The sequence below is a fragment of the Clostridium sp. genome (assembly GCF_036642255.1).
In the GTDB taxonomy this organism is placed as follows: Bacteria; Bacillota; Clostridia; order Clostridiales; family Clostridiaceae; genus Clostridium_J.
On sequence record NZ_JAVWDJ010000024.1, the window covers coordinates 39,079 to 63,002 of the forward strand.

The window sequence follows — 23,924 nt, forward strand, 5'->3', positions numbered from 1 at the left end:
TCAACTAAAGCCGAACGTTTAAAGTGGAGAAATATATTCTAAATATATTTCTCCAAATACCTATTAGCATTATATCTATATTATGGATGGAAAATCTTCTATTCAATTATAAAAATTAACCATTCTTGGGATTTCAGTGTAATGCAAAAGACTTTGATGTAGCAAGAATAAAATATTGACCTGAATTGTTTTAGCAAAATACACTTGAGTACATTACTTATTACTACTTATCAAGCATTATGAACATTAAGAAACAAGTTTAGTATAATATAGTATGCATAGTATGTTTAGGGAGTGAGATAATTGACAACATATTTTCTATATGGAGTTGTTATTCTTTTATATATACTTTCTTATATTAAGGATAAAGAAAAAACAAAAAAGGCTTTTTTAAAGTCTTTAAAATCTTTTGAGGGCATTATGCCACAATTCTTAGGGATAATTTTTATTGTAGGAATTATCCTAACAGCATTATCACCAGCAACTATTTCTGGCATAATAGGTGAACAATCTGGATTTCTAGGAGTTTTAATTGCTTCAATCATAGGCTCAATTACCATAATGCCCACTTTTGTTGCCTTTCCCACAGCTGCATTATTGATACAAAATGGGGCAGGATACGCTCAAGTAACTGCCTTAATTTCAACATTAATGTTTGTGGGGATTGTTACCTTTCCCTTAGAATCAAAATATATTGGAAGAAAAGCTACCTTTGTCAGAAACATTGTATATTTTATTTATTCGATTCTAATAGCATTTGTGGTTGGAAATTTAATTGGGTGATGCAATGAAGTTAATTAAAAGATACATGTTTTTTATTATTGTTTTACTTAGTACAGCTATTATTACATTAATAGATTTTGAAAGTGGAAAGGGCATTACAAGCATAGCCTTAGACTCTTTTAATCAAATGATAAGTGTTCTGCCACCTATAATGCTTTTATTAGGGCTTTTAGATATCTGGGTGCCAAGAGAGACTATGATAAAATATATGGGGAAGGGTTCTGGAATTAAAGGAGTGTTATTGTCTATATTATTCGGTTCTGTAGCTGCCGGACCACTATATGCAGCTTTTCCTATAACTGCAGTTTTTATAAAAAAAGGAGTGAAATTTAGCAATGTAATGATATTTATTGGAGCATGGTGCACAACTAAAATTCCAACCCTGTTATTTGAAATTTCAGCACTTGGTTATAAGTATACCTTCATAAGAATGTTTGTGAATTTGCCTTTTATAATACTAATTGGCTATATTATTGAGTGGATTCTAAAGAAAGAAGATATAAATTTCATATATAAAAATGTAGAATAGATTTTTAAAAGATACAGGTGAATCAGTATTAATAATTTGAAATTCACTTTAATTTTATGCATCTGGCATTTTAATCACTAATGAATTTTTAAGATTTTTGAGCTTGCAAAGTTCTACTTTATGCTTAAGTTATCAATATGTTAAAGTTGTCAGAAGCATTTTATTTATTCAATTATTAGATAATGACTATGCTTTTTTTCTCTAGTATTATGTCTTGGAATATTTTTACTGGAACAATTGAATACATGTGCTTATAGTTATATAATATTTTATATAGCTACGATTATTTATTAACGATTTGAACTATAAATTATAATTAAGGAGTTGCACAATGAAAACATTGATTGTATATTATTCCAGAACCGGGAACACTGAAAAATTAGCTAATGAAATACAAAAACAAACTGGTGGGGTAATTGAAAAGATTGAAGATAATATTAATAGAAGGGGGATTCTTGGATACCTAAAGTCGGGTTTTCAGGCAGCAAAAAAACATGCTGTTTCAATAAATGAACCTATTAATAATCCAAAAGATTTTGAGAAAGTTATTGTTATATCTTCAATTTGGGCTGGAACTATTAATTCACCTATAAGATCCTATTTGCAAAAGTACCGTAAGGAAATAAATTGTTATGAATTGCTTTTAGTTCGTATGGGTTCACAAATTGAATCAGTAGTTGCAGAAGTAACTGATATATTAGGAAAATCACCTATAAAAGCTTTAGGCATCATAGATAAACAAATAAAAGATAACACTTTAAAGGTAGAAGAGTTGTAATAAATGGAGTGTAAAAATAATATGGATTCTAATGACTGTACAGAAGTTATGTACAGTCATTTTTTATTATCTTATATTTTAAAAATTGTCATAATTCAAAAAAAGAATTTTGTGATACTGAATACGTTTTCGCCTTGTGAATACCATTAATACAAATTATCTATTATATTTTTTAGCTTTATTCAAAAAATTTAGTTATGCAATTAAACAGAAAAAATATAATATTTACAAAATGTACTGTATTCACAAGAGATATTCTGAGGATATTTCACTCATTCTTTTAAATTTAAATTAGTGATAACAAAATTAATAACTAATTTTTCTCAGAAAGATTGGTTTTTAGGGAGTAATTCTCCATGTGAAAATATCTAAAAAATCGATTTGTTAACTTTTTTCGAGAGGTATTTGCAAATAACCATAAGAATAAATAATAACTCCGCAATTTCAAAGAATACTTGGATGAAAGAGTTTTCAAATAAAAAATTACAATTCAGTTAAAAGTTTAACTTGAAATTATTGTTGAAATATCGTAATATTAGAATATAACAATAAATAAATGAGTATATGGAGGAGAATCGTATGAAGGTATTAGTCGTTGGTGGGGTTGCAGCAGGTGCTTCTGCAGCTGCTAGATTACGAAGATTAAATGAAGAGGCAGAAATAATTATGTTTGAAAAAGGAGAACATATTTCTTTTGCAAACTGTGGACTTCCTTATCATATTGGAGAAGTTATTAAAGAAAGAGAAAAATTAATTGTAACTAAGAAAGAATTGATGGAAAGTCGTTTTAATATAGATGTTAGAAATAACAGTAAAGTAATAAAAGTAGATGGAGCTAATAAAATTGTAACTGTAAAATCAAAGGATAGAGGAGAATATACAGAACCTTACGATTACCTAATATTAGCTCCAGGGGCGTTGCCAATAGTTCCACCTATTGAAGGTATTGATGATGAGAGAATTTACACCTTAAGAAATATTCCAGATACTGATAAAATTAAAAGCATTGTTGATACTAAACCAGTAAAACAAGCAGTTGTTATAGGTGGTGGGTTTATCGGAATTGAAGTTGCAGAAAATCTAAAGGAAAGAGGCGTTGATGTAACATTAGTAGAAGCTGCTCCCCACATACTTGCACCTTTTGATACTGACATGGTGGTTATTGCAGAAAAAGAAATGGAAGAAAAGGGTGTTAAATTACTGCTTAATGATGGGGTTAAAAAATTTGAATCTACAAAAGATGGTTTAAATGTTGTTTTAAACAGCGGAATAAAAGTTTTTGGTGAAATAGTAGTTTCAGCAATTGGTGTTAGGCCAGATGTAGACTTTTTAAAAGACAGTGGAGTTAAATTTGGACCAAGAGGTCATATCATTACAAATGAGTATATGGAAACAAATCTTCCAGGGGTTTATGCTGGTGGAGATGCTGTAGAAGTTGTAGATTTTGTAAATGGTGTTCAAACAGCAATTCCTTTGGCAGGACCTGCTAACAAACAAGGTAGAATAATCTCTGATAATATAGTTGGAATCAAATCTACTTTTAAAGGAAGTCAAGGTACTTCTGTAATTAAGGTTTTTGATATCACCGCAGCTGCTACAGGAAGCAACGAAAGAACTCTTCAAAGACTTGGAGTTTCATATAGAGTAATTTATGCTCATCCAAATGATCATGCATCTTATTACCCAGGCGCTACTCCAATTGCCCTTAAGTTAATATTTAACGATGAAGGTAAAATTTTAGGGGCGCAAGGTATGGGATACAATGGAGTAGAAAAAAGAATAGATGTAATTGCCACTACTATGAGATTAAATGGAACAATTTATGATTTAACCGAGTTAGAATTAAGCTATGCACCACCTTTTTCTTCAGCTAAAGATCCTGTAAATTTTTTGGGTTTTATAGCTGAGGATATCTTAACATGTAAGAGTGAAGTAGTGCTACCAAGAGAAATAGATGGTCGTGATAAGGAAAATGTAGTGCTTCTTGACGTGAGAGAACCACTTGAGACAGAGGTAGGTGAAATTCCAGGTTCAATTAATATAAGTGTAAACGAATTAAGAGGCAGATTGAATGAACTTGATAAGAATAAAGAGTATTGGATTTACTGCGCAGTAGGATTAAGAGGATATGTGGCTGAAAGAATGATGAAGATTCATGGATTTAAGGCAAAAAATATCACTGGCGGATATAAGACTTATATGGCTGGAAAATTTTCGCCAATGAACTTCAATGATTATCAGAATGAAGGAAAAGCAGGCTTTGAAAGAAAGATAACAATAAGTCTTGAAAGCAGTAATGAAGATGGTTCATTAAACAAAACTGAAACATCTATGTCTAAAATGATCACATTAGACGCTTGTGGATTAAGCTGTCCAGGACCATTAATGAAGGTTCGAGATAGTATAAATGAAATTAACCAAGGTGATATTCTAGAAGTTAAAGCTTCTGATCCAGGATTCTATGAAGATATTAAAGCTTGGTGTAAGAGAACTAACAATGAACTGTTAGAACTTAAAAGAGATAAAGGAATCTCTACTGCAATAATAAAAAGAGGGACTAGTGAAAAGATTACTGAAGCATGCAAAACTTCTGCAGTAACTGCTGAGCCTAGAGATAATAAAACAATGGTTGTATTTAGTGGAGATTTGGATAAAGCAATTGCATCTTTTATCATTGCTAACGGTGCAGCATCTATGGGTAAAAAAGTTACTATGTTCTTTACCTTCTGGGGATTAAATATCCTTAGAAAACATGAAAAAGTTGGAGTTAAAAAGAACTTTATAGAAACTGCTTTTGGAATGATGATGCCAAGAGGTAGCAAAAGACTTAAGCTTTCTAATATGCACATGATGGGTATGGGAAGCAAATTGATAAGAGGTGTAATGAAAAATAAAAACATCTCCTCTCTAGAAGACTTAATAGAAGAAGCAATGAAAAATGGTGTTGAAGTGGTTGCATGTGCTATGTCCATGGATGTTATGGGAATAAAGAAAGAAGAATTAATTGATGGTGTAAAAGAAGGTGGAGTTGGATACTACTTAGGTGAAGCAGAAGACTCAAATGTAAATTTATTTATCTAATCATGGTGATGCTAAAATTCTTTATGTGTAAACACTTTTATGCCTATTAGGAAATACTATCAATAAATTATCAGGTTCAATATAAATAACTTACAGATAATTTTATAACGAAACAAACACTATGAGATTCTAACAATTTCATAGTGTTTCTTTTCGTGAAGAAGTTAATAAATTATAAAAATATTTTTACAAATTATTTATTACCTGGGAAATTATGTAATTACGCATTGGAAATACTATTAATGTTTTCCAAGAAATTTTAGTTTCCAGTAATTAATTATTAAGCTAATGTTTAGGCATCTTCTCTAAAATAATAAAAGTTTAAGGGAACTTATTGTCCTTAGATGAAATTTCAAGAACTATATGTTTTAAAAGCGAAAACTTCTATATTAATATTTTACTCAATGCTATAATAATGAAAAAGGTCTTAAAGTTAAGTTTTATTATTTATTGCCGACTAAACACTTTGCTTAAAGTTTTCAACTTAGAAGTTTGAAATGCTTATTTTATAGGAAATAAGGTGATTATATGAAGATTAGTTTTCAAGAGTTAAAAAATCTAGACTTATTTAAGAACGTTAATGAAGAAACAATACAATGTTTTATGAGTAAATGTGAGAAGATCATTATAGATAAAGGCCAAATATTATTTTTTGAAAGGCAAGAAGTAAATAATATTTATATTGTACATAAGGGGAAGGTTACTATGTACAGGACTACTACAGATGGTCAGAAAAGAATCATATATGTGCTAACCGATGGCACTATAATAAACGAAGTTATTTTTGATGGTGGTAATGCTTCCATTTGTTGTGAAGGATTTGAAAGTACTGAGATTATTTCTATAAATAGAGATGAACTACTTAAAATAATGAGACAGGACTTTGAATTAACAAAGGCTTTCATGGATTCAATGAGCAAGAAAATTAGAAGATTATACAGGCAACTTAAAAATACAGCAGTAATTAGAGTGGATAAAAAAGTTGCTGCTAAACTTTGGAAACTTTCCATGGATTACGGAAAACCATATGGAGAAAATACAATTATAGATATAAAAATGACAATTACTTACCTAGCTGAAATGCTTGGCCACCCAAGGGAAACTATTTCAAGATCCTTAAAAACCTTGGAAGGAAAAGGACTTGTACAGTATATTGATAAAAAAATAGTGGTTAATCAAAATAAACTGATTGAATATTACAGAAAAACATAAAAAACAATTTAATATCGTGACCATTATCACATACTTCTTATAACTTTCTTGTTATTATATTAACAATAGTTATAGGAGGTTTTTTTATGTTTAATGATGTTATTGAAAAAGTAAGTAATTCCTCAGTTGCAAAAAGTAACTTATTAAAAAGATCAAAGGGTAAGTATTTAGTAAGTTCAGCTTTAGCTGGAATGTTTGTGGGATTTGGAATAATACTAATTTTCACTATAGGAGGGTTACTATCTTCCGCTAATTCACCAGCTACTAAAATAGTAATGGGAATGAGTTTTGGAGTTGCACTTAGCCTTGTAATTATGGCAGGGTCAGAGTTATTCACTGGAAATAACATGGTGATGACCATTGGTGCATTAGAGAAAAGGGTAACTATAGGTGACACCTTTAATATTTGGATTTTTAGTTTTATTGGAAATTTACTTGGCTCTATTTTGCTAGGATATATGTACTCAAAAAGCGGTCTTGCAACGGGTTCTGTAGGAGAGTTTATTGGAAAAATCTCTACTGCTAAGATGACAGCTCCAGCCATGGAATTATTTATAAGAGGTATTCTTTGTAATATTTTGGTTTGCCTTGCAGTTTGGTGTTCCTTTAAATTAAAAGAGGAAACATCAAAACTAATTATGATATTCTGGTGTTTATTTGTTTTTATCACCGCTGGTTTTGAACACAGTATTGCAAATATGACATTACTAGCTATTGGATTATTTATTCCTCATCCTGCAACAGTTACAGTAAGTGGTTATTTGTATAATATTGGTATTGTAACCCTTGGAAACATGGTGGGAGGAATACTATTTGTTGGACTTGCATACTGGTATGTTTCAAAAGAAAAAGAAAGCTAACTTATAACACTATTCACAATTTCTTTAAGCGTGTTTACTTAGATATAAATCGAACTAAGTATAAAAACTACTTTATTAGGAGTTGACATTATATCTAAAAGATGTTGGATAAAATTATTTTTATATAAATGGATATCATGCATGAGGAAGGAGAAAATCATGGATATAAAATTGCAAGTAAAAAATTTTAATGAAGCAATAGATGCTTTAAAAGAAAACTATAGAGTTCTTGCTCCAGTAACTTTAGCTGGTAAGGGAACCTTAAGTGATACAAATTCAGTGAAATACAAAGAAATAAGCAAAATAGAGGATGTAGAGTTTAAAATAAAAAGTAGTTTTTCTGCCAAAGAGGTTTATATGCCTATAACTGAAACCTTATTTTACTTTACTGAAGATGCATATATTGAACCTAAAAAAGAAGAAAAGAAAACTTTAGTTTTTTTAAGAAGCTGTGATGTTCATGCTCTTAAAAGAAGTGATGAAATATATTTGAGAAATGGCTTTGAAGATCCTTACTATAAACACTTTAGAGATAATCTTAAAATTGTCCTTATTGGATGTGAAAATAGCTTTGAAAACTGTTTCTGCGTTTCAATGGGAACGAATAAAACAGATGACTACCATATGTACTTAAAATATAAAAATGATAAAGTTTACTTAAAAATTAAAGATGAAGACCTTCTGACTTATTTTACCCAAGGTGAAAGTACAGATATTGAAGTGGATTTTGTTGAACAAAACAATGTAAATGTTCATATCCCCGAAAACATAACTCAAAATGTATTCAAATCAGAAATGTGGAATGAATATGATGCAAGATGCATTGCTTGTGGAAGATGTAATTTTGTCTGTCCAACTTGCACATGCTTTACAATGCAAGATATTCATTACAAGGATAATCCTAAAAATGGGGAAAGAAGAAGAGTTTGGGCGTCGTGTCAGGTAGATGGATATACAGACATGGCTGGTGGTCACAGCTTTAGAAGAAAAAATGGGGAAAGAATGCGATTTAAAACTATGCATAAAGTGTATGATTTCAAAAAGAGATTTGGATATCATATGTGTGTAGGTTGTGGTAGATGTGATGATATTTGTCCACAATATATATCTTTCTCTAACTGCGTAAATAAATTAGATATCGCTGTGAATGAGGTGGAATAATGAATAATGTATATATGCCTATTAAATCTAAAATTTTAGAAATAATACAACACACAGATAAAGAATTCACTTTTAGAATGGAGTTCGATGCAAAAGTTAAACCTGGACAGTTTGTAGAGGTTTCTATTCCAAAGTATGGTGAAGCACCTATTTCAATAAGTGGTATAGGGGAAGGATTCATTGATCTTACAATTAGAAAAGTAGGAGTAGTTACAGATGTAATTCATACCTTCTTTGTTGGAGATTCTTTGTTCTTAAGAGGACCATATGGAAATGGCTTTGATGTTACTTTATACGAAGGAAAAGAAATTATTGTAGCAGCAGGAGGAAGCGCTATAGCACCTGTAAGGGGAATTGTAGAGCACTTCACAAAAAATAAAGAGAAAGCAAAGGATTTCAATCTTTTAGTAGGATTCAGATCTCCTATTGATATATTATTTAAAGATGATTTAAAACAGTGGGCTGAAAAGGTTAATGTAACTGTTACTGTGGATTCTGCCCCAGAAGACTATACTGGAAACGTAGGCCTTGTGACAAAATACGTACCAGAGCTTAAAATTGAAGATATTGAAAATGCTGTAGTAATTGTAGTTGGACCTCCAATGATGATGAAATTTACAGTGGCTGAATTTTTAAAACTTGGCATAAAAGAAGAGAATATATGGGTTTCCTATGAAAGAAAAATGTGCTGCGGGGTAGGTAAGTGCGGACATTGTAAAATGGATGATACTTATATATGCCTAGATGGACCTGTATTTAATTATGTTGAGGCAAAGACCTTAGTAGATTAAGGAGGAATAACCATGGATATAAATACTAAAGCTATAATGAGAAATGCCTTTAGGGTAACTAAAAAAAGAGGAAAAACAGCTATAAGAATAAGAGTCCCTGGAGGACATTTAGATGTAAAATACTTTGATGTTTTAAAAGAAGTTGCAGAAAAATATGGTAACGGAACACTTCACATAACTACAAGACAAGGTTTTGAAATCACTGATATAGATTTTGATAAAATGGATGAAGTTAATAAACTAATTCAACCTGTTATAGAAGGTTTAGATATTAATCAGCCTAACGAAAGAAAAACAGGCTATGCTGCTGCAGGAACAAGAAACGTGGCTTCTTGTATAGGAAACAGAGTCTGTCCTTTTGCAAATTATGATACAACTGCCTTAGCTCAAAGAATAGAAAAAGCAATATTCCCAAATCATTACCATGTAAAAGTGGCAGTAACAGGGTGTCCTAATGATTGTATCAAAGCAAGAATGAATGACTTTGGAATCCTTGGGATGACCGAGCCACAATACGAAAGTCATAGATGTATTTCTTGTGGTGCTTGCGTGAAAAACTGTAAGAAAAGAGTTACAGGGGCATTAAAAATGGAGAACTTTAAGGTAGAAAGAGATCATCAGAGATGTTTAGGTTGTGGTGAATGTGTAAATAAATGCCCAACTAATGCTTGGACTAGGAGCACAGAAAGATATTACAAACTAGTTATAATGGGTAGAACTGGAAAGAAAAACCCAAGAATTGCTGAAGATTTTATTAAGTGGATAGATGAAGATTCTATTATAAAAATTATATTAAACACTTATAAGTATGTGGATAGATATATAGATAAAGATGCGCCTAATGGAAAAGAGCACATTGGATACATTGTTGATAGAACAGGTTATCAAGTATTTAAGGACTTTGTATTAGAAGGAGTTAACCTTCCAGAAAAAGCCGAAGTAGCACATAATATTTATTGGAAATAATCACTATTAATAGACTCACTAAAAAACACTCTATAACGGAGTGTTTTTTAATTAAGAAAAACCTTTAAGTTTTAATTTTTGCAGAAGTCTTTCAATAGTAGCTACCCAAACTTTGTTTCCATCTAAGGAGGAAAAAGGTAATAGGTTAGTTAGAGCTAAAGTGAGATTTACAATTATCATTGCAAATAAAAAACTCAAGCCCTTAATTGGATAAAGCAAATTACTAATGCTATTTTGTAGAATATAAATGCTTTTCATATCAATCCTTCTTATACTTTGAGTAATTATCAAATATATATGATTTATAGTTTTTTGTAACAAGTTAAAATCACAATTTAAAGCCACAAGTAAGGACAGAAAAAATGCAATAAAATTAACAATTACTCCTGAGAGACATATAGAATAAATCTTTAATAAATTTAGGGAATTATATTCTGCTTCATCGTTATAGATATATCCTCCTAGGGGAAATATCCTAACTTCGAACTCTGTGCCATTCATAAAAACGGAAAAAACCTTTGGACCTACACCAATACTAAATTGATATACTGGCACTTTAAATATTTTGGAAGTCACATAGTGACCTAGTTCATGTATAAATATTGACATAAACAACACAATGTAAATTATGAAAAAATCCATGTATCCCCCTAAGAAACAGTGGTTATATTTATTTTTATTCACAATTAGGAATGTTTATAACTGAAGCTAGAGTGATAAGGCAAAGATAAACACGGCTAAAAACTTCTATAAAGAGTTTACAAAAATAGTGATACATAATAGCAGAAACTGTACAATTATTAAGTTATTATTTAATATATTATTAAGGGAATTAAAACTTAGAGTACCAATTATAATTTATTATGAAAAGGAATATTGGTGTTCTGCAGTGAGGAGATGTTTTATGAGACCTTTGAAATCCATACATTTATGGAGTCTAATATGTTTTTTAGGTATACTAACCTTAGTTATTGTCGCTATTTGCAAGGAAAATCCGCTTGTAGTGATAACAATTTATTCTTCTGGAATCTATAGATTTATTTCACAAGGATTAAGTAACTTATTCGGCTTATTTCCAGTTTCTATTTGGGAATTTATCTATGTGGGGATAATAATTTCACCTATTTATCTGTTATCTAAATTAGTTTATATATTTTTGAAAAGAAGAGAGATTTTCAAGAATAAAACTATAAAATACATTAAAATAAGTGTAGTTGTTATAGTATTAGCTTATTTTACTTTTAACATGACTTGGGGACTGAATTATTATAAGAAACCCCTAATTACTGCAATGAGTTACTCAATAGAAGAGCCGAAACCAGAAGACTTAATCAATCTCTGTAATGAAATTATAACAAAGGCTAATGATTTAAGAATGGAGTTAAAGGAAGATAATCATGGAGTTTTTTATCTTGATAATGATTTTAAGACTCTTAGTATCAGTGCTGAAGAGGGTTTTGATATTCTAAAAATACAAAACTTCAAGTTGCAAGAAAAATATAGTAAAGCTAAGCCTGTAATGCTTTCAAAGTTTATGAGTTATACCGGAATTACTGGGATGTATTCGCCATTTACTGGAGAGGCTAATATAAACATCGATATTCCAGAGATAAGTCTACCTGCTACTATTTGTCATGAAATGGCACACCAGCGTGGCATTGCAAGGGAAGAGGAAGCAAACTATGTAGCTTATCTATCATGTGTTAACAATTCAAATAAAGAATTTCAGTATTCTGGTTATCATTTAGCCCTTACTTACCTAATGAATAATCTTTATAGTGTTGATAAGGAAGCTTATAAAAACTTGAGAGAGAACTATAGTGATGGTTTAAATAGAGACTTAGAATTTAGTTATAATTATTGGAAAGATAGAGAAGGTGTAGTGGAAAGACTTTGGAATAAATTCAATGATAGCTACTTAAAATCTAACAATCAAAGTGAGGGGGTTAAGAGCTATGGGTTAGTTACACGACTCTTGTTAGCAGAATATAAAAGTCGTGAATAGTAGTGCACTCAATGGTGAAATTACTATATTTTAAAAAAAATAAAATTCATCTTAATTTGAAAAGGTATGAAACTTAGATTTAATCATCTAATTTCATGCCTTTTTTAATTTAATATTAATCAATTTACAAGAAACAAGTTTTGTTATTTATAAAGTGGTTTCAAAAATAACAAGAAGAATTTTAAAATCTGAATTGTATGTATTTTTAGTAAATACTGAGTAAAAATTGTAAACTTTTAAAAAAGTACTTTTAAATCTCCCAATTATAATATACAATATAAATACGAACAATAAAGATTTATAAATAATTATAGTTCGTATATAATTCCTTGGTTGTGAGGTGTTTAAATGAAAAATAAAATTTTCACAGTTTATGTAGAGAAAAAACCGAACTTTAATAACGAAGCACTTGCTTTAAAAAAAGAGTTAGAACAATTGTTGGGCATAAAAAAAATGGAAAAAGTACGAGTTATTAATAAATACGATATTGAAAAAATTAGCGAAGAAGAATATGAAGTTATTAAGAGCGCAATCTTATCAGAAGTCAATGTAGATAATGTTTATGATAAGTTTATAGATTTAGGAGAATGCAAATATTTTGCTGTGGAGTACTTACCAGGGCAGTATGATCAAAGAGCAGATTCTGCAGCTCAATGCATTCAATTAATGACTCAAAAACAAATGCCAGTGGTAAAAACCTCAAAGGTTATAGCTATCTATGGACATGTAAATAGTGAGGATATCGCTAGGATTAAAGCGTATTACATAAACTCAGTTGATTCTAGAGAAACATCGTTAGAAAAAACTAATGATTCTGCAAAAGGAAATTTGGAAGTTACGGAAATAGACGTTATAGATAATTTTATTAAGAAAAATGAAGATGAGTTACAAAATTTTATTATGGACAATGGATTATCCATCACTTTAGAAGATGTAAAACTTATTCAAAGATATTTTAGTGATGAAGAACATCGTAATCCTACTATAACTGAAATAAAAGTTATAGACACCTATTGGTCAGATCATTGCAGACATACCACTTTCTTAACATCCTTAGAGAACATTGAAATTCAAAATGGAAAACTAAATAATCCTGTAAACAAAGCTTTTTCTATCTATATGAATTATAGAAATAATTTATATAAAAACAAAGAAAAGCCTATTAGTTTAATGGATATTGCAGTAATTGGAATGAAAAAACTGAGAGAAGAGGGGAAACTTAAAAGTTTGGACCTTTCAGAAGAAATTAATGCTTGTAGCATATTGGTTGATGTAGACGTGGATGGAAAAATTGAAAAATATGTAGTGATGTTCAAAAATGAAACTCACAATCACCCTACAGAAATTGAACCCTTTGGAGGAGCAGCAACATGCATTGGTGGAGCTATAAGAGACCCGCTTTCAGGAAGAAGCTATGTATACCAAGCTATGAGAATTACAGGTAGTGGTGATCCTAGAACTCCAATTGAAGAAACACTTAAAGGTAAATTACCACAGAGAAAAATATCAAAGGAAGCCGCTAGAGGATATAGTAGTTATGGCAACCAAATTGGCTTGGCCACAGGGTATGTGAAAGAAATTTACCACCAAGGTTATGTTGCAAAACGAATGGAAGTTGGAGCAGTAATCGGTGCTGCACCCTATGAAAATATAGTAAGAAGTACTCCAATACCTGGAGATTTAATAATCTTACTTGGCGGCAGAACCGGCAGAGATGGTATTGGTGGAGCTGCAGGTTCTTCTAAAGAACATACTGAAGTTTCGATAAATACATGTAATGCTGAAGTTCAAAAGGGCAATGCCCCTACGGAGAGAAAAATTCAAAGGCTATTTAGAAAGAAAGAAGTGACACAGTTAATAAAAAAATGCAATGATTTTGGAGCAGGAGGGGTATCTGTTGCCATAGGAGAATTGGCTGAAGGCATAAGGATAAATCTAGATTTAGTGCCAAAGAAATATGAGGGTTTAGATGGAACTGAAATTGCAATTTCAGAATCTCAGGAAAGAATGGCAGTGGTAGTTTCACCAAGTGATGGAAAAGCCTTTATTAATTTAGCAATGGAAGAAAACTTAGAAGCAACAATTGTGGCTCGAGTTACAGAAGAAGAGAGAGTTGTAATGGAATGGAGAGGAAACTCCATTGTAAATCTTAGTCGTAAATTCTTGAATACCAATGGGGCTCAGAGTTTTAACGATATTTTTGTTGAAAAACCAAAAGAAGAAAACAATTATTTTAATAAAAGAGATAAGAGTAGTGGTTCAGTATATGAAGAATTTAAAAAAGTTCTCAATGATTTAAATGTTGCATCTCAAAAAGGCCTCGTAGAAATGTTCGACTCTTCCATAGGTGGCGGAACTGTACTTATGCCTTTTGGAGGAAAGACTCAAAGCACCCCCCTTGAGGCAATGGTGTGTAAAATACCTCTAACTAATGGTGAAACTACAACGGGAACAATCATGGCTTATGGCTTTAATCCTGAGATTTCAACTTGGAGTACCTTTCATGGAGCGGTTTTTGCTGTAGTAGAAAGTATTACAAAAGTTATTGCTACTGGTGGGAGTTTAGAAAACACCTATCTCACCTTTCAAGAATACTTTGAAAGACTTGGAAATGATCCTGTTAAATGGGGAAAACCATTCTCATCACTGCTTGGTGCCTTATATGCTCAGCATAATTTAGGCGTGGCGGCCATAGGTGGTAAGGATAGTATGTCTGGGACCTTTAAAGATTTAAAAGTTCCACCAACATTAATTTCCTTTGCTGTTAGTACTGCAAATGTGGAGAAAGTCATCAGTGGAGAGTTTAAAAAGGTCAATAGTAATATAGTGTTAATTCCAAGTAAATTGGATGATGAATATATGATTGACTTTTCACATCTAAAGAAAAACTTTAAAATTATTTCTGAGCTTATTGAAAAAGATTTAGTTTCAGCATCACATACCATAACTCACGGAGGAATCTTTGAAGCTATTGCGAAAATGGCCTTTGGAAATGAAATTGGAATTAAGTTTAAGGAAGGTGTAACTCTTGAGGAAGTAGGTTCCTACACATACGGTAGTGTTATTTTAGAACTTAAAGATGAAAAAGCCTTAGAAATACTAAAGGAATCTGATTACAGTCTATTAGGTACAACTATTAATGACAAGGTTATTATCTATAAACAAGAGGTATGCAATCTTACAGAATTAAAGAAATATTATGATGAACCATTAAATTCTGTGTTCCCTGTGGATTATAATAGTTCTCAAAAATATCAATTAGGGTTATATGATGAACACTTTGATGTATTTGAACATGATTATATTTCAGGAGAATTAAACACTAAAGAAAGCGCTAAAAATCAGACATGGATTAAATCAAAAGCGAATTCATTAATAATTGAATCAATTAAGCCGAAGGTCTTAATACCGATATTTCCAGGTACAAATTGTGAATTTGATTGCGAAAGAGCTTTTGTGAATGCCGGAGCTAAGGCTAACCCTTTAGTATTTAATAACTTAACTCCTGAATTAATAGAAGATTCTATTTTGGAACTTGAAAAAAAAATAAAAACCTCTCAAATAATTATGTTACCGGGTGGGTTCAGTGCTGGTGACGAACCTGATGGTTCAGGAAAATTCATTAGTGCAATTTTTAGAAATTCAAGAATTAAAGAAGCTGTTATGGATTTGCTAAAAAATAGAGATGGCTTAGTTTTAGGAATTTGTAATGGCTTTCAGGCATTAATAAAGCTAGGACTTGTAACTTATGGGGAAATCAGAGATTTAGATGAAAATAGCCCAACCTTAATTCATAACGCCATTGGCAGACATGTATCAACTATAGTTAACACAAAAATAGTGACAAATAAATCACCATGGCTTCAAGAAGTACAAGTAGGAGATATTCATACTATTCCTATTTCACATGGTGAAGGTAGGTTCTATGGTAGTGAAGAAGTCATAAAAACCTTACTGAAAAATAATCAAATAGCTACTCAGTATGTAGACTTGAGCGGTAATCCAACTTATGATATTAAATTCAATCCAAATGGTTCTATGTATGCCATAGAGGGAATTACCAGTCCTGATGGAAGAGTCTTTGGAAAGATGGGACACAGTGAACGTTTTGGTAAGAATGTTTTTAAAAATGTTATTGGAAACTACGATCAAAGAATTTTTGAAAGTGGAGTTAATTATTATAAATAACTCAACGCTTCTTATATTTTAGGAATTTTTTGAACATCCTACAGGGTTATGTGAGAGGTGTTACTAGAAATTATAATCTTACCAATTTTGTATGCTTTTACTAAAAGATTAAAATATAAAACATATTAGGAGGAATTTTAATGAAGGTTGCAGTGATTTTTGGTAGCAAGTCAGATACCGATGTGATGAAAGGGGCAGCAAAGTGTTTAGGAGAATTTGATGTTTTTTATACAGCTCACGTGCTTTCAGCACATAGAGTGCCAGAAAAACTTTGCGAAGTACTAAAGGAATTGGAGTTAGAGGGTTATGAGGCTATTATTGCTGGAGCAGGTCTAGCGGCACATTTACCAGGGGTTATAGCTTCAAAAACTACACTCCCAGTAATAGGTGTGCCAATCAAAGCAGCCCTAGAAGGATTAGATTCTTTATATTCAATTGTGCAAATGCCTAAGTCAATACCAGTAGCTACTGTTGGAATTAACAATAGTTATAACGCTGGGATGCTTGCTGTAGAAATACTATCGATAAAATATCCAGAATTAAAAGAAAAGTTAATACAGTTTAGAAAAAATATGAAAGAAAATTTTATAAAAGAAAATGAAGAAGGGGTTGAATTATAATGGAAAACAGAAAATTCTTATATGAGGGAAAAGCAAAAAAAATATATGGAACGGATATAGAGGATCAGGTTATTGTTTACTATAAAGATGATGCAACAGCATTTAATGGAGAAAAAAAAGCATCGATTACTTCCAAAGGAATTCTTAATAATACAATTACTTCAATTCTTTTCAATATGTTAATGGAAAACGGTGTGGAAACACATTTTATTAAAAAATTAAGTGATAGAGAACAATTATGTAAGAAGGTTGAAATTGTTCCAATAGAAGTAATAGTTAGAAATGTGGCAGCTGGAAGCATGGCCAAGAGATACGGTCTAATGGAGGGAACAGAGTTAAAGACCACAGTCTTAGAAATAAGCTATAAAAATGATGATTTAGGAGATCCATTAATGAATGACTATCATGCTGTGGCAATGGGATTAACTACTTTTGATGAATTAAATTATATCTACTCTCAGGCAGAAAAGGTAAATGAACTATTAACAGATTTCTTTAAAAAACAAAATATTAAGTTAGTTGATTTCAAATTAGAGTTTGGAAGATATAAAAGTGGGATAGTATTGGCAGATGAAATTTCTCCAGATACTTGTAGGCTTTGGGATATCACCACCGGAGAGAAACTTGATAAGGATAGATTTAGAAGAGAACTTGGAGATTTAGTAGAGGGATATACAAAGGTATTAGAGCGAATCAATAATTAATCCTTAAGGGATATTTTGGAGGGAAAAGTATGGAGTTAACTGTTATGAATCCCTATGAGTGTTTTGATCCAGATAAGTTTCATGATGAATGTGGTGTATACGGAATCTATAGCAAAGAAACTGGAATAGATGTAGCTAGAAGAACCTATTATGGACTATACGCCCTCCAGCACAGGGGACAGGAAAGTGCTGGAATTGTAACTTATGACAGGGAAAAAATGAAGTGCCACAAAAATATGGGACTTGTGTCAGAAGTATTTAGTAATGATATTTTAAATAATCTCACAGGGAATGCTGCCATTGGTCACGTAAGATATTCCACTGCAGGAGATAGCATATTAAAAAATGCTCAACCAGTTTTGGGGGAATTTAAGCTTGGCAGTATTGCTATAGCACACAATGGAAACTTAATTAACGCTGATATACTTAGGGAACTTTTAGAGGATTCGGGTTGCGTTTTTCAAACTTCTATTGACTCAGAAGTTATTTTGAACTTAATTGCTAGGGGAGCAAAAAAGGGTATTATGCAAAGCATTGTAGATACAGTTCAAGCCATAAAAGGTTCTTTTGGAATTGTAATATTGACAGAAAGCGAGCTAATAGGGGTTAGAGATTCTTATGGAATTCGACCTTTATGTCTTGGTGAAATAAACGGAAATTATATTATAGCATCAGAAAGCTGTGCTATAGATGCTACTGGGGGAACGTTTATTAGAGATATTGAACCAGGTGAAATAGTGGTTATTAACGATGAGGGGATCAAATCTATAAAACTAGGTGAAAAAGCAAAATGCGCTACCTGTTCCTTTGAATATATTTACTTTGCAAGACCTGATAGTATTATTGATGGCATCAGTGTAAATGGATCAAGAGTAATGGCTGGTGAAAAACTTTTTGAAGAATATCCAGTAGATGCTGATATAGTTGTTGGAGTTCCAGATTCTGGGATATCAGCAGCTATGGGGTTTTCAAAGGCATCGAAAATTCCTTTTGAAATGGGATTAATTAAGAATAAATATATTGGAAGAACCTTTATAGCACCATCACAACAAGAAAGAGAAGATGCGGTAAATGTTAAATTAAATGTATTAAAAGAAAGCGTTAAAGGAAAATCTGTAGTACTCATTGATGATTCCATTGTTAGGGGTACCACAAGTAAAAGATTAGTTGAACTTTTAAAAAATGCTGGAGCGAAGGAAGTGCACTTTAGAGTGTGCTCTCCTGTTGTAAAATATCCCTGTTATTTTGGTATAGACACTCCCTATAGAGATGCCCTAATTGGTGCTCAAATGAATGTTGAAGAAATTAAAGAAGCTATAGGAGCAGATAGTCTTGGGTATTTAACCATGGAAGGATTACTTCAATGCCTTGGTAAAGATACAGGCTTTTGCATGGGATGTTTTCACGGTGAATACCCGATATCCGCACAGGTTAAATTGTCTTAGAGAGAGGAGAAATGTATTATGATTTCCTATAAAGATGCAGGAGTTAATATAGAAGAAGGATATAAAGCAGTTAATCTTATGAAACAATATACAGCAAAAACTTATAATGAAGGGGTTTTAAATGGTATAGGAAGCTTTGCTGGAATGTTCGAAATTGGGACAGGATACAAAAATCCAGTTTTAATTTCAGGTACCGATGGAGTTGGAACAAAGCTTGAGATTGCAATCCGTTTAAATAAATTTGATACAATAGGAATCGATTGTGTTGCAATGTGTGTAAATGATATTTTATGTCATGGAGCAAAACCCTTGTTTTTTCTAGATTACATAGCCTGCGGAAAGCTTCAGGCTGAAATTGCTAGTGATATTGTAAAAGGAGTTTCCGAAGGGTGTATCCAAAGTGGGGCAGCCTTAATTGGTGGAGAGACCGCTGAAATGCCAGGGATGTATAAAATAGGGGACTATGATTTAGCTGGCTTTGCACTTGGAATAGCTGATAAAGATATGATTATCGATGGAAGTAATATAAAGGATAGCGATGCACTTATAGGAATTGCATCTTCAGGAGTCCATAGCAATGGATATTCTCTAGTAAGAAAATTAGTTAAAGATTACAATGAGGTTTTAGGTGATAAAACCCTTGGTGAAATACTTTTAGAGCCAACAAAAATATATGTAAAATCTATATTAGCTTTACTTAGAAATTTTGAGGTTAAGGGAATTGCTCATATAACTGGTGGGGGCTTCTATGAAAATATTCCGAGAATGTTTAAAGGAGATTTCACAGCGATTATCAATAAAAACAGTTATGAATTACCAGAGATATTCAATTATATAATGAGCAAGGGAGTACCAGAGGAAGTAATGTATAACACCTTTAACATGGGAATAGGCTTAGTTTTATGTGTTGATAAATCTATAGCTAAAGATGTTTTAAAAGTTCTTGCAGATTTACGTGAGGTAGCCTTTGAAATTGGGTATGTACAAGCCGGAGGTGCTGGAGTTTGTTTAAGATAGCTGTTCTGGTATCTGGTGGCGGCTCAAATCTACAAAGTATACTTGATAGTATTGATAATGGATATCTGAAAAACCTAACTATTGAATATGTAATTAGTGATAAGGCAAATGTATTTGCTATAGAAAGAGCTAAAAAGGCTGGCATAAAAACGCTAACTTTTGAAAAATCGCAATATAAAGATAAACTTAGTGATAAAATTCATGAAGTCTTAAGTGGTAAAGTAGAATTAATTGTGTTAGCTGGCTTTTTATCTGTAATTGAAGGTGTTCTAGTAGAGGAGTTTAAAAACAAGATAATAAATATTCATCCATCCTTAATTCCTAGTTTTTGCGGAAAAGGTATGTATGGACTAAAGGTACATCAAGCTGTTATAGATTATGGAGTAAAATTAAGTGGATGCACTGTTCATTTTGTGGATGAAAATACAGATACGGGTGCTATAATCCTTCAAAGTTCTGTTGAAGTTTTAGATGGTGACACACCAGAATCTTTACAAAAAAGAATACTTAAGGAAGAACATAGGATGTTACCAAAAGCAATTCAACTTATTGCAGAAGGTAATATACAGGTGAATCATAGAAAAGTGACTATAAAGGAGTAAATATATGATTAAAAGAGCTTTAATTAGTGTTTATGATAAAACTAATATTTTAGAATTTGCTAATTTCTTAGTAGGTAAAGGGGTGGAGATTATCTCTACTGGAGGAACCTATAAGCTTTTAAAAGAGCACAGAATACCAGTTAAAGAAGTTGCAGAAATTACACAAGCTGAAGAAATGTTAGATGGAAGAGTTAAAACTCTTCACCCTGTTATTCATGGAGGAGTTTTAGCTATAAGAGAAAATGCAGATCATATGAAAACTCTTGAAGAAAGAAAAATTGAAACCATTGACTTAGTATGTGTTAATTTATATCCATTCTTTGAAAAGCTAGGGGAGAATCTAAGTTTTGAACATATGATTGAACTCATTGATATTGGTGGACCAACTATGCTTAGAAGCGCTTCTAAAAATTTCAAGGATGTAGTTGTAATAAGTGATAGTAGTGATTATGGGCTGGTTATGGATCAAATGCAAAATAATGGAGAGGTGGATTTTTTAACAAGAAGACACTTAGCTGCTAAGGTTTTTAATTTAACTTCCTCTTATGATGCCGCTATAGCAAATTATTTATTTAGTAAAGAAGAGCCATCTAATCCAAGATATTTATCCCTATCTTATGAAAAAGTTGAGGATTTAAGATACGGAGAGAACCCTCATCAGGGCGCTGCAATATATAAAAGCAATGATAAAAAAGGTATGATGAACAATATTGAAATATTAAATGGAAAACAGCTATCCTACAATAACATAAAAGACATGGATATTGCATGGAAGGTTGTTAATGAATTTGAAGAAACAGCTTGTTGTGCACTGAAGCATAATACTCCCTGTGGTGTTGCTTTGGGAAACTCTGTGGAAGAGGCTTATATTAAAGCTTATGATTGTGATTCCATTTCAATATTTGGTGGCATTGTAGCACTTAATAAGTCTGTAAATAAAGCTTCTGCAGAGGAGATGGTGAAAACATTTCTCGAGATTGTAATTGCTCCAAATTTTGATGAAGATGCATTAATGATCTTAAGAAGAAAGAAAAACTTAAGAGTGGTCAAATGCATAACTCCACCAAGTGATGAAAAAGAAATAGTTACAGTAGATGGGGGGATCCTTGTTCAAGAGATAGATAAAAAACTATTTGATGATTTAGAGGTAGTAACAAGTATATCTCCTTCTTCTGAAGAGATGGAAGATTTGATATTTGGCATGAAGGTTGCAAAATATGTTAAATCCAATGCTATAGTTGTTGTAAAGGATAAAAAAGCAAAGGGCATTGCTGGAGGTCAAGTAAACAGAGTTTGGGCAACGGTGCAAGCATTAGATAGAGCTAAGGATGGTGTGGTTTTAGCTTCTGACGGATTCTTTCCCTTTAGAGACTGTGTTGATGAAGCAAAGAAATATAACATAAGTGCTATAATTCAACCTGGCGGCTCCCTAAAGGATAATGAAAGTGTAGAAGCTTGCAACGAAAGTGGTATTGCAATGGTTTTAACTGGGATTAGACATTTTAAACACTAGGTTGGAGGTGAATTTATGAAAGTACTATTAATAGGAAGCGGTGGACGTGAACATGCAATTGCATGGAAATTGAGTCAAAGTAATCATGTCACTAAAATTTATTGTGCTCCTGGAAATGGGGGAACTGCGAATGAAGTTAAATGTGAAAATATAAACATTAGTTCTAATGAGGAATTACTGAAATTTGCTTTAGATAAAAATATTGGAATAACCGTTGTAGGACCAGAGACTCCTTTATGTGAAGGTATAGTAGATCTATTCTATGAGAAAGGTTTAAAAATATTTGGACCTAGCAAAGATGGAGCAAGACTTGAGGGAAGTAAGATTTTTTCTAAAGACTTCATGAAAAGATACAAAATAAACACTGCAGCGTATGAAAGCTTCAATGAAGCTGAAGAAGCTTTAGAGTATGCTGAAGGTTGTAACTTCCCTATTGTTATAAAAGCTGATGGGTTGGCAGGTGGGAAGGGTGTTATCATTGTAAATTCCTATGAAGAAGCGGCAATGTCTATTAAAGATTTTATGACAGAGGATGCTTTGAATGGATCAGGAAAGTCTATTGTTATTGAGGAATTCTTAAGCGGAGTAGAGGCATCTATTTTGGCTATTACTGATGGTAACACAATAATCCCTTTTATCTCAGCTAAGGATCATAAGGCCATATATGATGGAAATCACGGCCCTAATACTGGTGGAATGGGAGCTATAGCACCAAATCCCTATTGCACTGAAGAGGTGCTAGAAAAGTTTAAGAAAAATATTATGGAACCTACACTACAAGGGTTAAAGGAAGAGAAGATAGATTTTAAAGGCATTATTTTCTTCGGATTAATGATAACACCACATGATGTCTATCTCCTTGAATACAATGTTAGAATGGGGGATCCAGAAACCCAAGTGGTGTTGCCACTAATGGAAAATGATTTTATGGAACTAATCATGTTAGCAATTCAAGGTAATTTGAGCAATACTAAGGTGAGTTTCAAAAATGAAGTTGCCTGCTGCGTCATTGCCTCTTCAGATGGGTATCCAAGTAGCTACAATATTAATAAGAAGATAACAGGAATAGAAAATAGTCCAGAAAAGATATTTATTGCAGGTGGTAAAATAAAAGAAGGCAATATATTCACTTCTGGAGGAAGAGTTCTTGGTGTTACTGCATCGGGAAAAACCATAGAAGAAGCTAGTGAAAAAGCTTATAGAGCTATAAGCAACATTGACTTTCAAGGGATTTACTATAGAAGTGATATCGGAAAGTAATATTAAATGGAATTAGTATTGCTACATTAAACAATGCAGATGTTACCAATCTAACACAACTATATTTTCTAGATTGAAAGTGTTATTAATTACATGAAATTCTAAATCCTAAAATGAAGCAAACTAAAGTTAAAATTAATATTATAGTTCATTTATTATAAAATTTACTTATTAAAAAAGCCTAATTTTCTAATAGACATACAATATGATGTCTTATGAGGAAATTAGGCTTGTATCTATTTTTAAAATAAATTTATTAACTTTAAAAGGAAAGGAGCCAAAATAGGCAAAAATATAGCTGGTAATAAATTTGCAACTTTAATTTTAGTTACTCCTAAAATATTTAGTCCTAATCCAATTATGATCAAACTTCCACAAGCTGTCATATTTGCAATTACTGCAGTTGAAA

20 protein-coding genes are annotated in these 23,924 nt (G+C 31.9%); 18 read left to right on the plus strand and 2 right to left on the minus strand.

From position 1 onward, the window contains the following. Window positions 1-303: 303 nt before the first annotated feature. From RR409_RS13355 to asrC, 9 genes are all read left to right on the plus strand, one after another. Window positions 304-783, plus strand: coding sequence for a permease (locus RR409_RS13355; protein WP_332558263.1), 480 nt, complete (start codon window positions 304-306; stop codon window positions 781-783). A gap of 4 nt (window positions 784-787) precedes the next feature. Beyond that, complete coding sequence (locus tag RR409_RS13360) at window positions 788-1,312, plus strand: permease (protein WP_332558264.1); 525 nt, start codon at window positions 788-790, stop codon at window positions 1,310-1,312. A 331-nt stretch (window positions 1,313-1,643) separates the two neighbouring features. Further along, window positions 1,644-2,090, plus strand: coding sequence for a hypothetical protein (locus tag RR409_RS13365; RefSeq protein ID WP_332558265.1), 447 nt, complete (start codon window positions 1,644-1,646; stop codon window positions 2,088-2,090). A 579-nt stretch (window positions 2,091-2,669) separates the two neighbouring features. After that, window positions 2,670-5,171, plus strand: a complete 2,502-nt coding sequence (locus RR409_RS13370) for a DsrE/DsrF/DrsH-like family protein (protein WP_332558266.1) — start codon at window positions 2,670-2,672, stop codon at window positions 5,169-5,171. Between the two features lie 528 nt (window positions 5,172-5,699). Then, window positions 5,700-6,383 (plus strand): Crp/Fnr family transcriptional regulator, encoded by a 684-nt coding sequence (locus RR409_RS13375; protein ID WP_332558267.1) that lies wholly within the window; start codon window positions 5,700-5,702, stop codon window positions 6,381-6,383. Window positions 6,384-6,469: 86 nt separating this feature from the next. Next, window positions 6,470-7,243 (plus strand): formate/nitrite transporter family protein, encoded by a 774-nt coding sequence (locus RR409_RS13380; protein ID WP_332558268.1) that lies wholly within the window; start codon window positions 6,470-6,472, stop codon window positions 7,241-7,243. Between the two features lie 159 nt (window positions 7,244-7,402). After that, on the plus strand, window positions 7,403-8,404 hold the full coding sequence (gene asrA, locus RR409_RS13385) for an anaerobic sulfite reductase subunit AsrA (protein ID WP_332558269.1): 1,002 nt from the start codon (window positions 7,403-7,405) through the stop codon (window positions 8,402-8,404). Then, on the plus strand, window positions 8,404-9,195 hold the full coding sequence (asrB, locus tag RR409_RS13390; protein ID WP_332558270.1) for an anaerobic sulfite reductase subunit AsrB: 792 nt from the start codon (window positions 8,404-8,406) through the stop codon (window positions 9,193-9,195). Before asrA ends, asrB begins: the two co-directional genes overlap by 1 nt. A gap of 12 nt (window positions 9,196-9,207) precedes the next feature. Beyond that, window positions 9,208-10,161 carry a sulfite reductase subunit C gene (asrC, locus tag RR409_RS13395; protein ID WP_332558271.1) on the plus strand — a complete coding sequence of 318 codons (954 nt, stop codon included), beginning with the start codon at window positions 9,208-9,210 and terminating at the stop codon, window positions 10,159-10,161. A gap of 51 nt (window positions 10,162-10,212) precedes the next feature. Here asrC and RR409_RS13400 read toward each other — a convergent pair whose 3' ends face one another. Then, window positions 10,213-10,803 carry a site-2 protease family protein gene (locus tag RR409_RS13400; RefSeq protein ID WP_332558272.1) on the minus strand — a complete coding sequence of 197 codons (591 nt, stop codon included), beginning with the start codon at window positions 10,801-10,803 and terminating at the stop codon, window positions 10,213-10,215. A 262-nt stretch (window positions 10,804-11,065) separates the two neighbouring features. Between RR409_RS13400 and RR409_RS13405 the strand changes: the two genes are divergently transcribed. The 9 genes from RR409_RS13405 (at window position 11,066) to purD (ending at window position 23,515) form a co-directional block, all read left to right on the plus strand. After that, complete coding sequence (locus tag RR409_RS13405; protein ID WP_332558273.1) at window positions 11,066-12,166, plus strand: DUF3810 domain-containing protein; 1,101 nt, start codon at window positions 11,066-11,068, stop codon at window positions 12,164-12,166. A gap of 348 nt (window positions 12,167-12,514) precedes the next feature. Next, window positions 12,515-16,354 (plus strand): phosphoribosylformylglycinamidine synthase, encoded by a 3,840-nt coding sequence (locus tag RR409_RS13410; RefSeq protein WP_332558274.1) that lies wholly within the window; start codon window positions 12,515-12,517, stop codon window positions 16,352-16,354. Between the two features lie 140 nt (window positions 16,355-16,494). Continuing rightward, window positions 16,495-16,974, plus strand: a complete 480-nt coding sequence (gene purE / locus RR409_RS13415; RefSeq protein WP_332558275.1) for a 5-(carboxyamino)imidazole ribonucleotide mutase — start codon at window positions 16,495-16,497, stop codon at window positions 16,972-16,974. Further along, a complete protein-coding gene (gene purC / locus RR409_RS13420; RefSeq protein WP_332558276.1) occupies window positions 16,974-17,678 on the plus strand; it encodes a phosphoribosylaminoimidazolesuccinocarboxamide synthase in 705 nt (234 codons plus the stop codon). Before purE ends, purC begins: the two co-directional genes overlap by 1 nt. 29 nt (window positions 17,679-17,707) lie before the next feature. Then, window positions 17,708-19,123, plus strand: coding sequence for an amidophosphoribosyltransferase (gene purF / locus RR409_RS13425; RefSeq protein WP_332558277.1), 1,416 nt, complete (start codon window positions 17,708-17,710; stop codon window positions 19,121-19,123). 18 nt (window positions 19,124-19,141) lie between these two features. Next, entirely contained in the window at window positions 19,142-20,140 is a 999-nt protein-coding gene (gene purM / locus RR409_RS13430) for a phosphoribosylformylglycinamidine cyclo-ligase (protein ID WP_332558278.1), read from the plus strand. Then, the gene (gene purN, locus RR409_RS13435; RefSeq protein ID WP_332558279.1) at window positions 20,128-20,742 is read left to right on the plus strand and encodes a phosphoribosylglycinamide formyltransferase; all 615 of its coding nucleotides are present in this window, start codon (window positions 20,128-20,130) and stop codon (window positions 20,740-20,742) included. Before purM ends, purN begins: the two co-directional genes overlap by 13 nt. A gap of 4 nt (window positions 20,743-20,746) precedes the next feature. Next, entirely contained in the window at window positions 20,747-22,255 is a 1,509-nt protein-coding gene (gene purH / locus RR409_RS13440) for a bifunctional phosphoribosylaminoimidazolecarboxamide formyltransferase/IMP cyclohydrolase (protein WP_332558280.1), read from the plus strand. A 15-nt stretch (window positions 22,256-22,270) separates the two neighbouring features. Continuing rightward, a complete protein-coding gene (purD, locus tag RR409_RS13445) occupies window positions 22,271-23,515 on the plus strand; it encodes a phosphoribosylamine--glycine ligase (protein ID WP_332558281.1) in 1,245 nt (414 codons plus the stop codon). A gap of 242 nt (window positions 23,516-23,757) precedes the next feature. Here the strand turns inward: purD and RR409_RS13450 are convergent. Continuing rightward, the coding region (locus RR409_RS13450; RefSeq protein ID WP_332558282.1) for a DUF554 family protein at window positions 23,758-23,924 on the minus strand (167 nt) is incomplete at its 5' end.

Coding starts and splice junctions, on each gene's coding strand:
- asrB (WP_332558270.1), top strand. CDS start 8,404: ATGAATAATGTATATATGCCTATTAAATCTAAAATTTTAGAAATAATA.
- RR409_RS13410 (WP_332558274.1), top strand. CDS start 12,515: ATGAAAAATAAAATTTTCACAGTTTATGTAGAGAAAAAACCGAACTTT.
- purC (WP_332558276.1), top strand. CDS start 16,974: ATGGAAAACAGAAAATTCTTATATGAGGGAAAAGCAAAAAAAATATAT.
- RR409_RS13365 (WP_332558265.1), top strand. CDS start 1,644: ATGAAAACATTGATTGTATATTATTCCAGAACCGGGAACACTGAAAAA.
- RR409_RS13380 (WP_332558268.1), top strand. CDS start 6,470: ATGTTTAATGATGTTATTGAAAAAGTAAGTAATTCCTCAGTTGCAAAA.
- asrA (WP_332558269.1), top strand. CDS start 7,403: ATGGATATAAAATTGCAAGTAAAAAATTTTAATGAAGCAATAGATGCT.
- asrC (WP_332558271.1), top strand. CDS start 9,208: ATGGATATAAATACTAAAGCTATAATGAGAAATGCCTTTAGGGTAACT.
- purF (WP_332558277.1), top strand. CDS start 17,708: ATGGAGTTAACTGTTATGAATCCCTATGAGTGTTTTGATCCAGATAAG.
- purE (WP_332558275.1), top strand. CDS start 16,495: ATGAAGGTTGCAGTGATTTTTGGTAGCAAGTCAGATACCGATGTGATG.
- purM (WP_332558278.1), top strand. CDS start 19,142: ATGATTTCCTATAAAGATGCAGGAGTTAATATAGAAGAAGGATATAAA.
- RR409_RS13375 (WP_332558267.1), top strand. CDS start 5,700: ATGAAGATTAGTTTTCAAGAGTTAAAAAATCTAGACTTATTTAAGAAC.
- RR409_RS13400 (WP_332558272.1), bottom strand. CDS start 10,803: ATGGATTTTTTCATAATTTACATTGTGTTGTTTATGTCAATATTTATA.
- RR409_RS13405 (WP_332558273.1), top strand. CDS start 11,066: ATGAGACCTTTGAAATCCATACATTTATGGAGTCTAATATGTTTTTTA.
- purH (WP_332558280.1), top strand. CDS start 20,747: ATGATTAAAAGAGCTTTAATTAGTGTTTATGATAAAACTAATATTTTA.
- RR409_RS13360 (WP_332558264.1), top strand. CDS start 788: ATGAAGTTAATTAAAAGATACATGTTTTTTATTATTGTTTTACTTAGT.
- purD (WP_332558281.1), top strand. CDS start 22,271: ATGAAAGTACTATTAATAGGAAGCGGTGGACGTGAACATGCAATTGCA.
- RR409_RS13370 (WP_332558266.1), top strand. CDS start 2,670: ATGAAGGTATTAGTCGTTGGTGGGGTTGCAGCAGGTGCTTCTGCAGCT.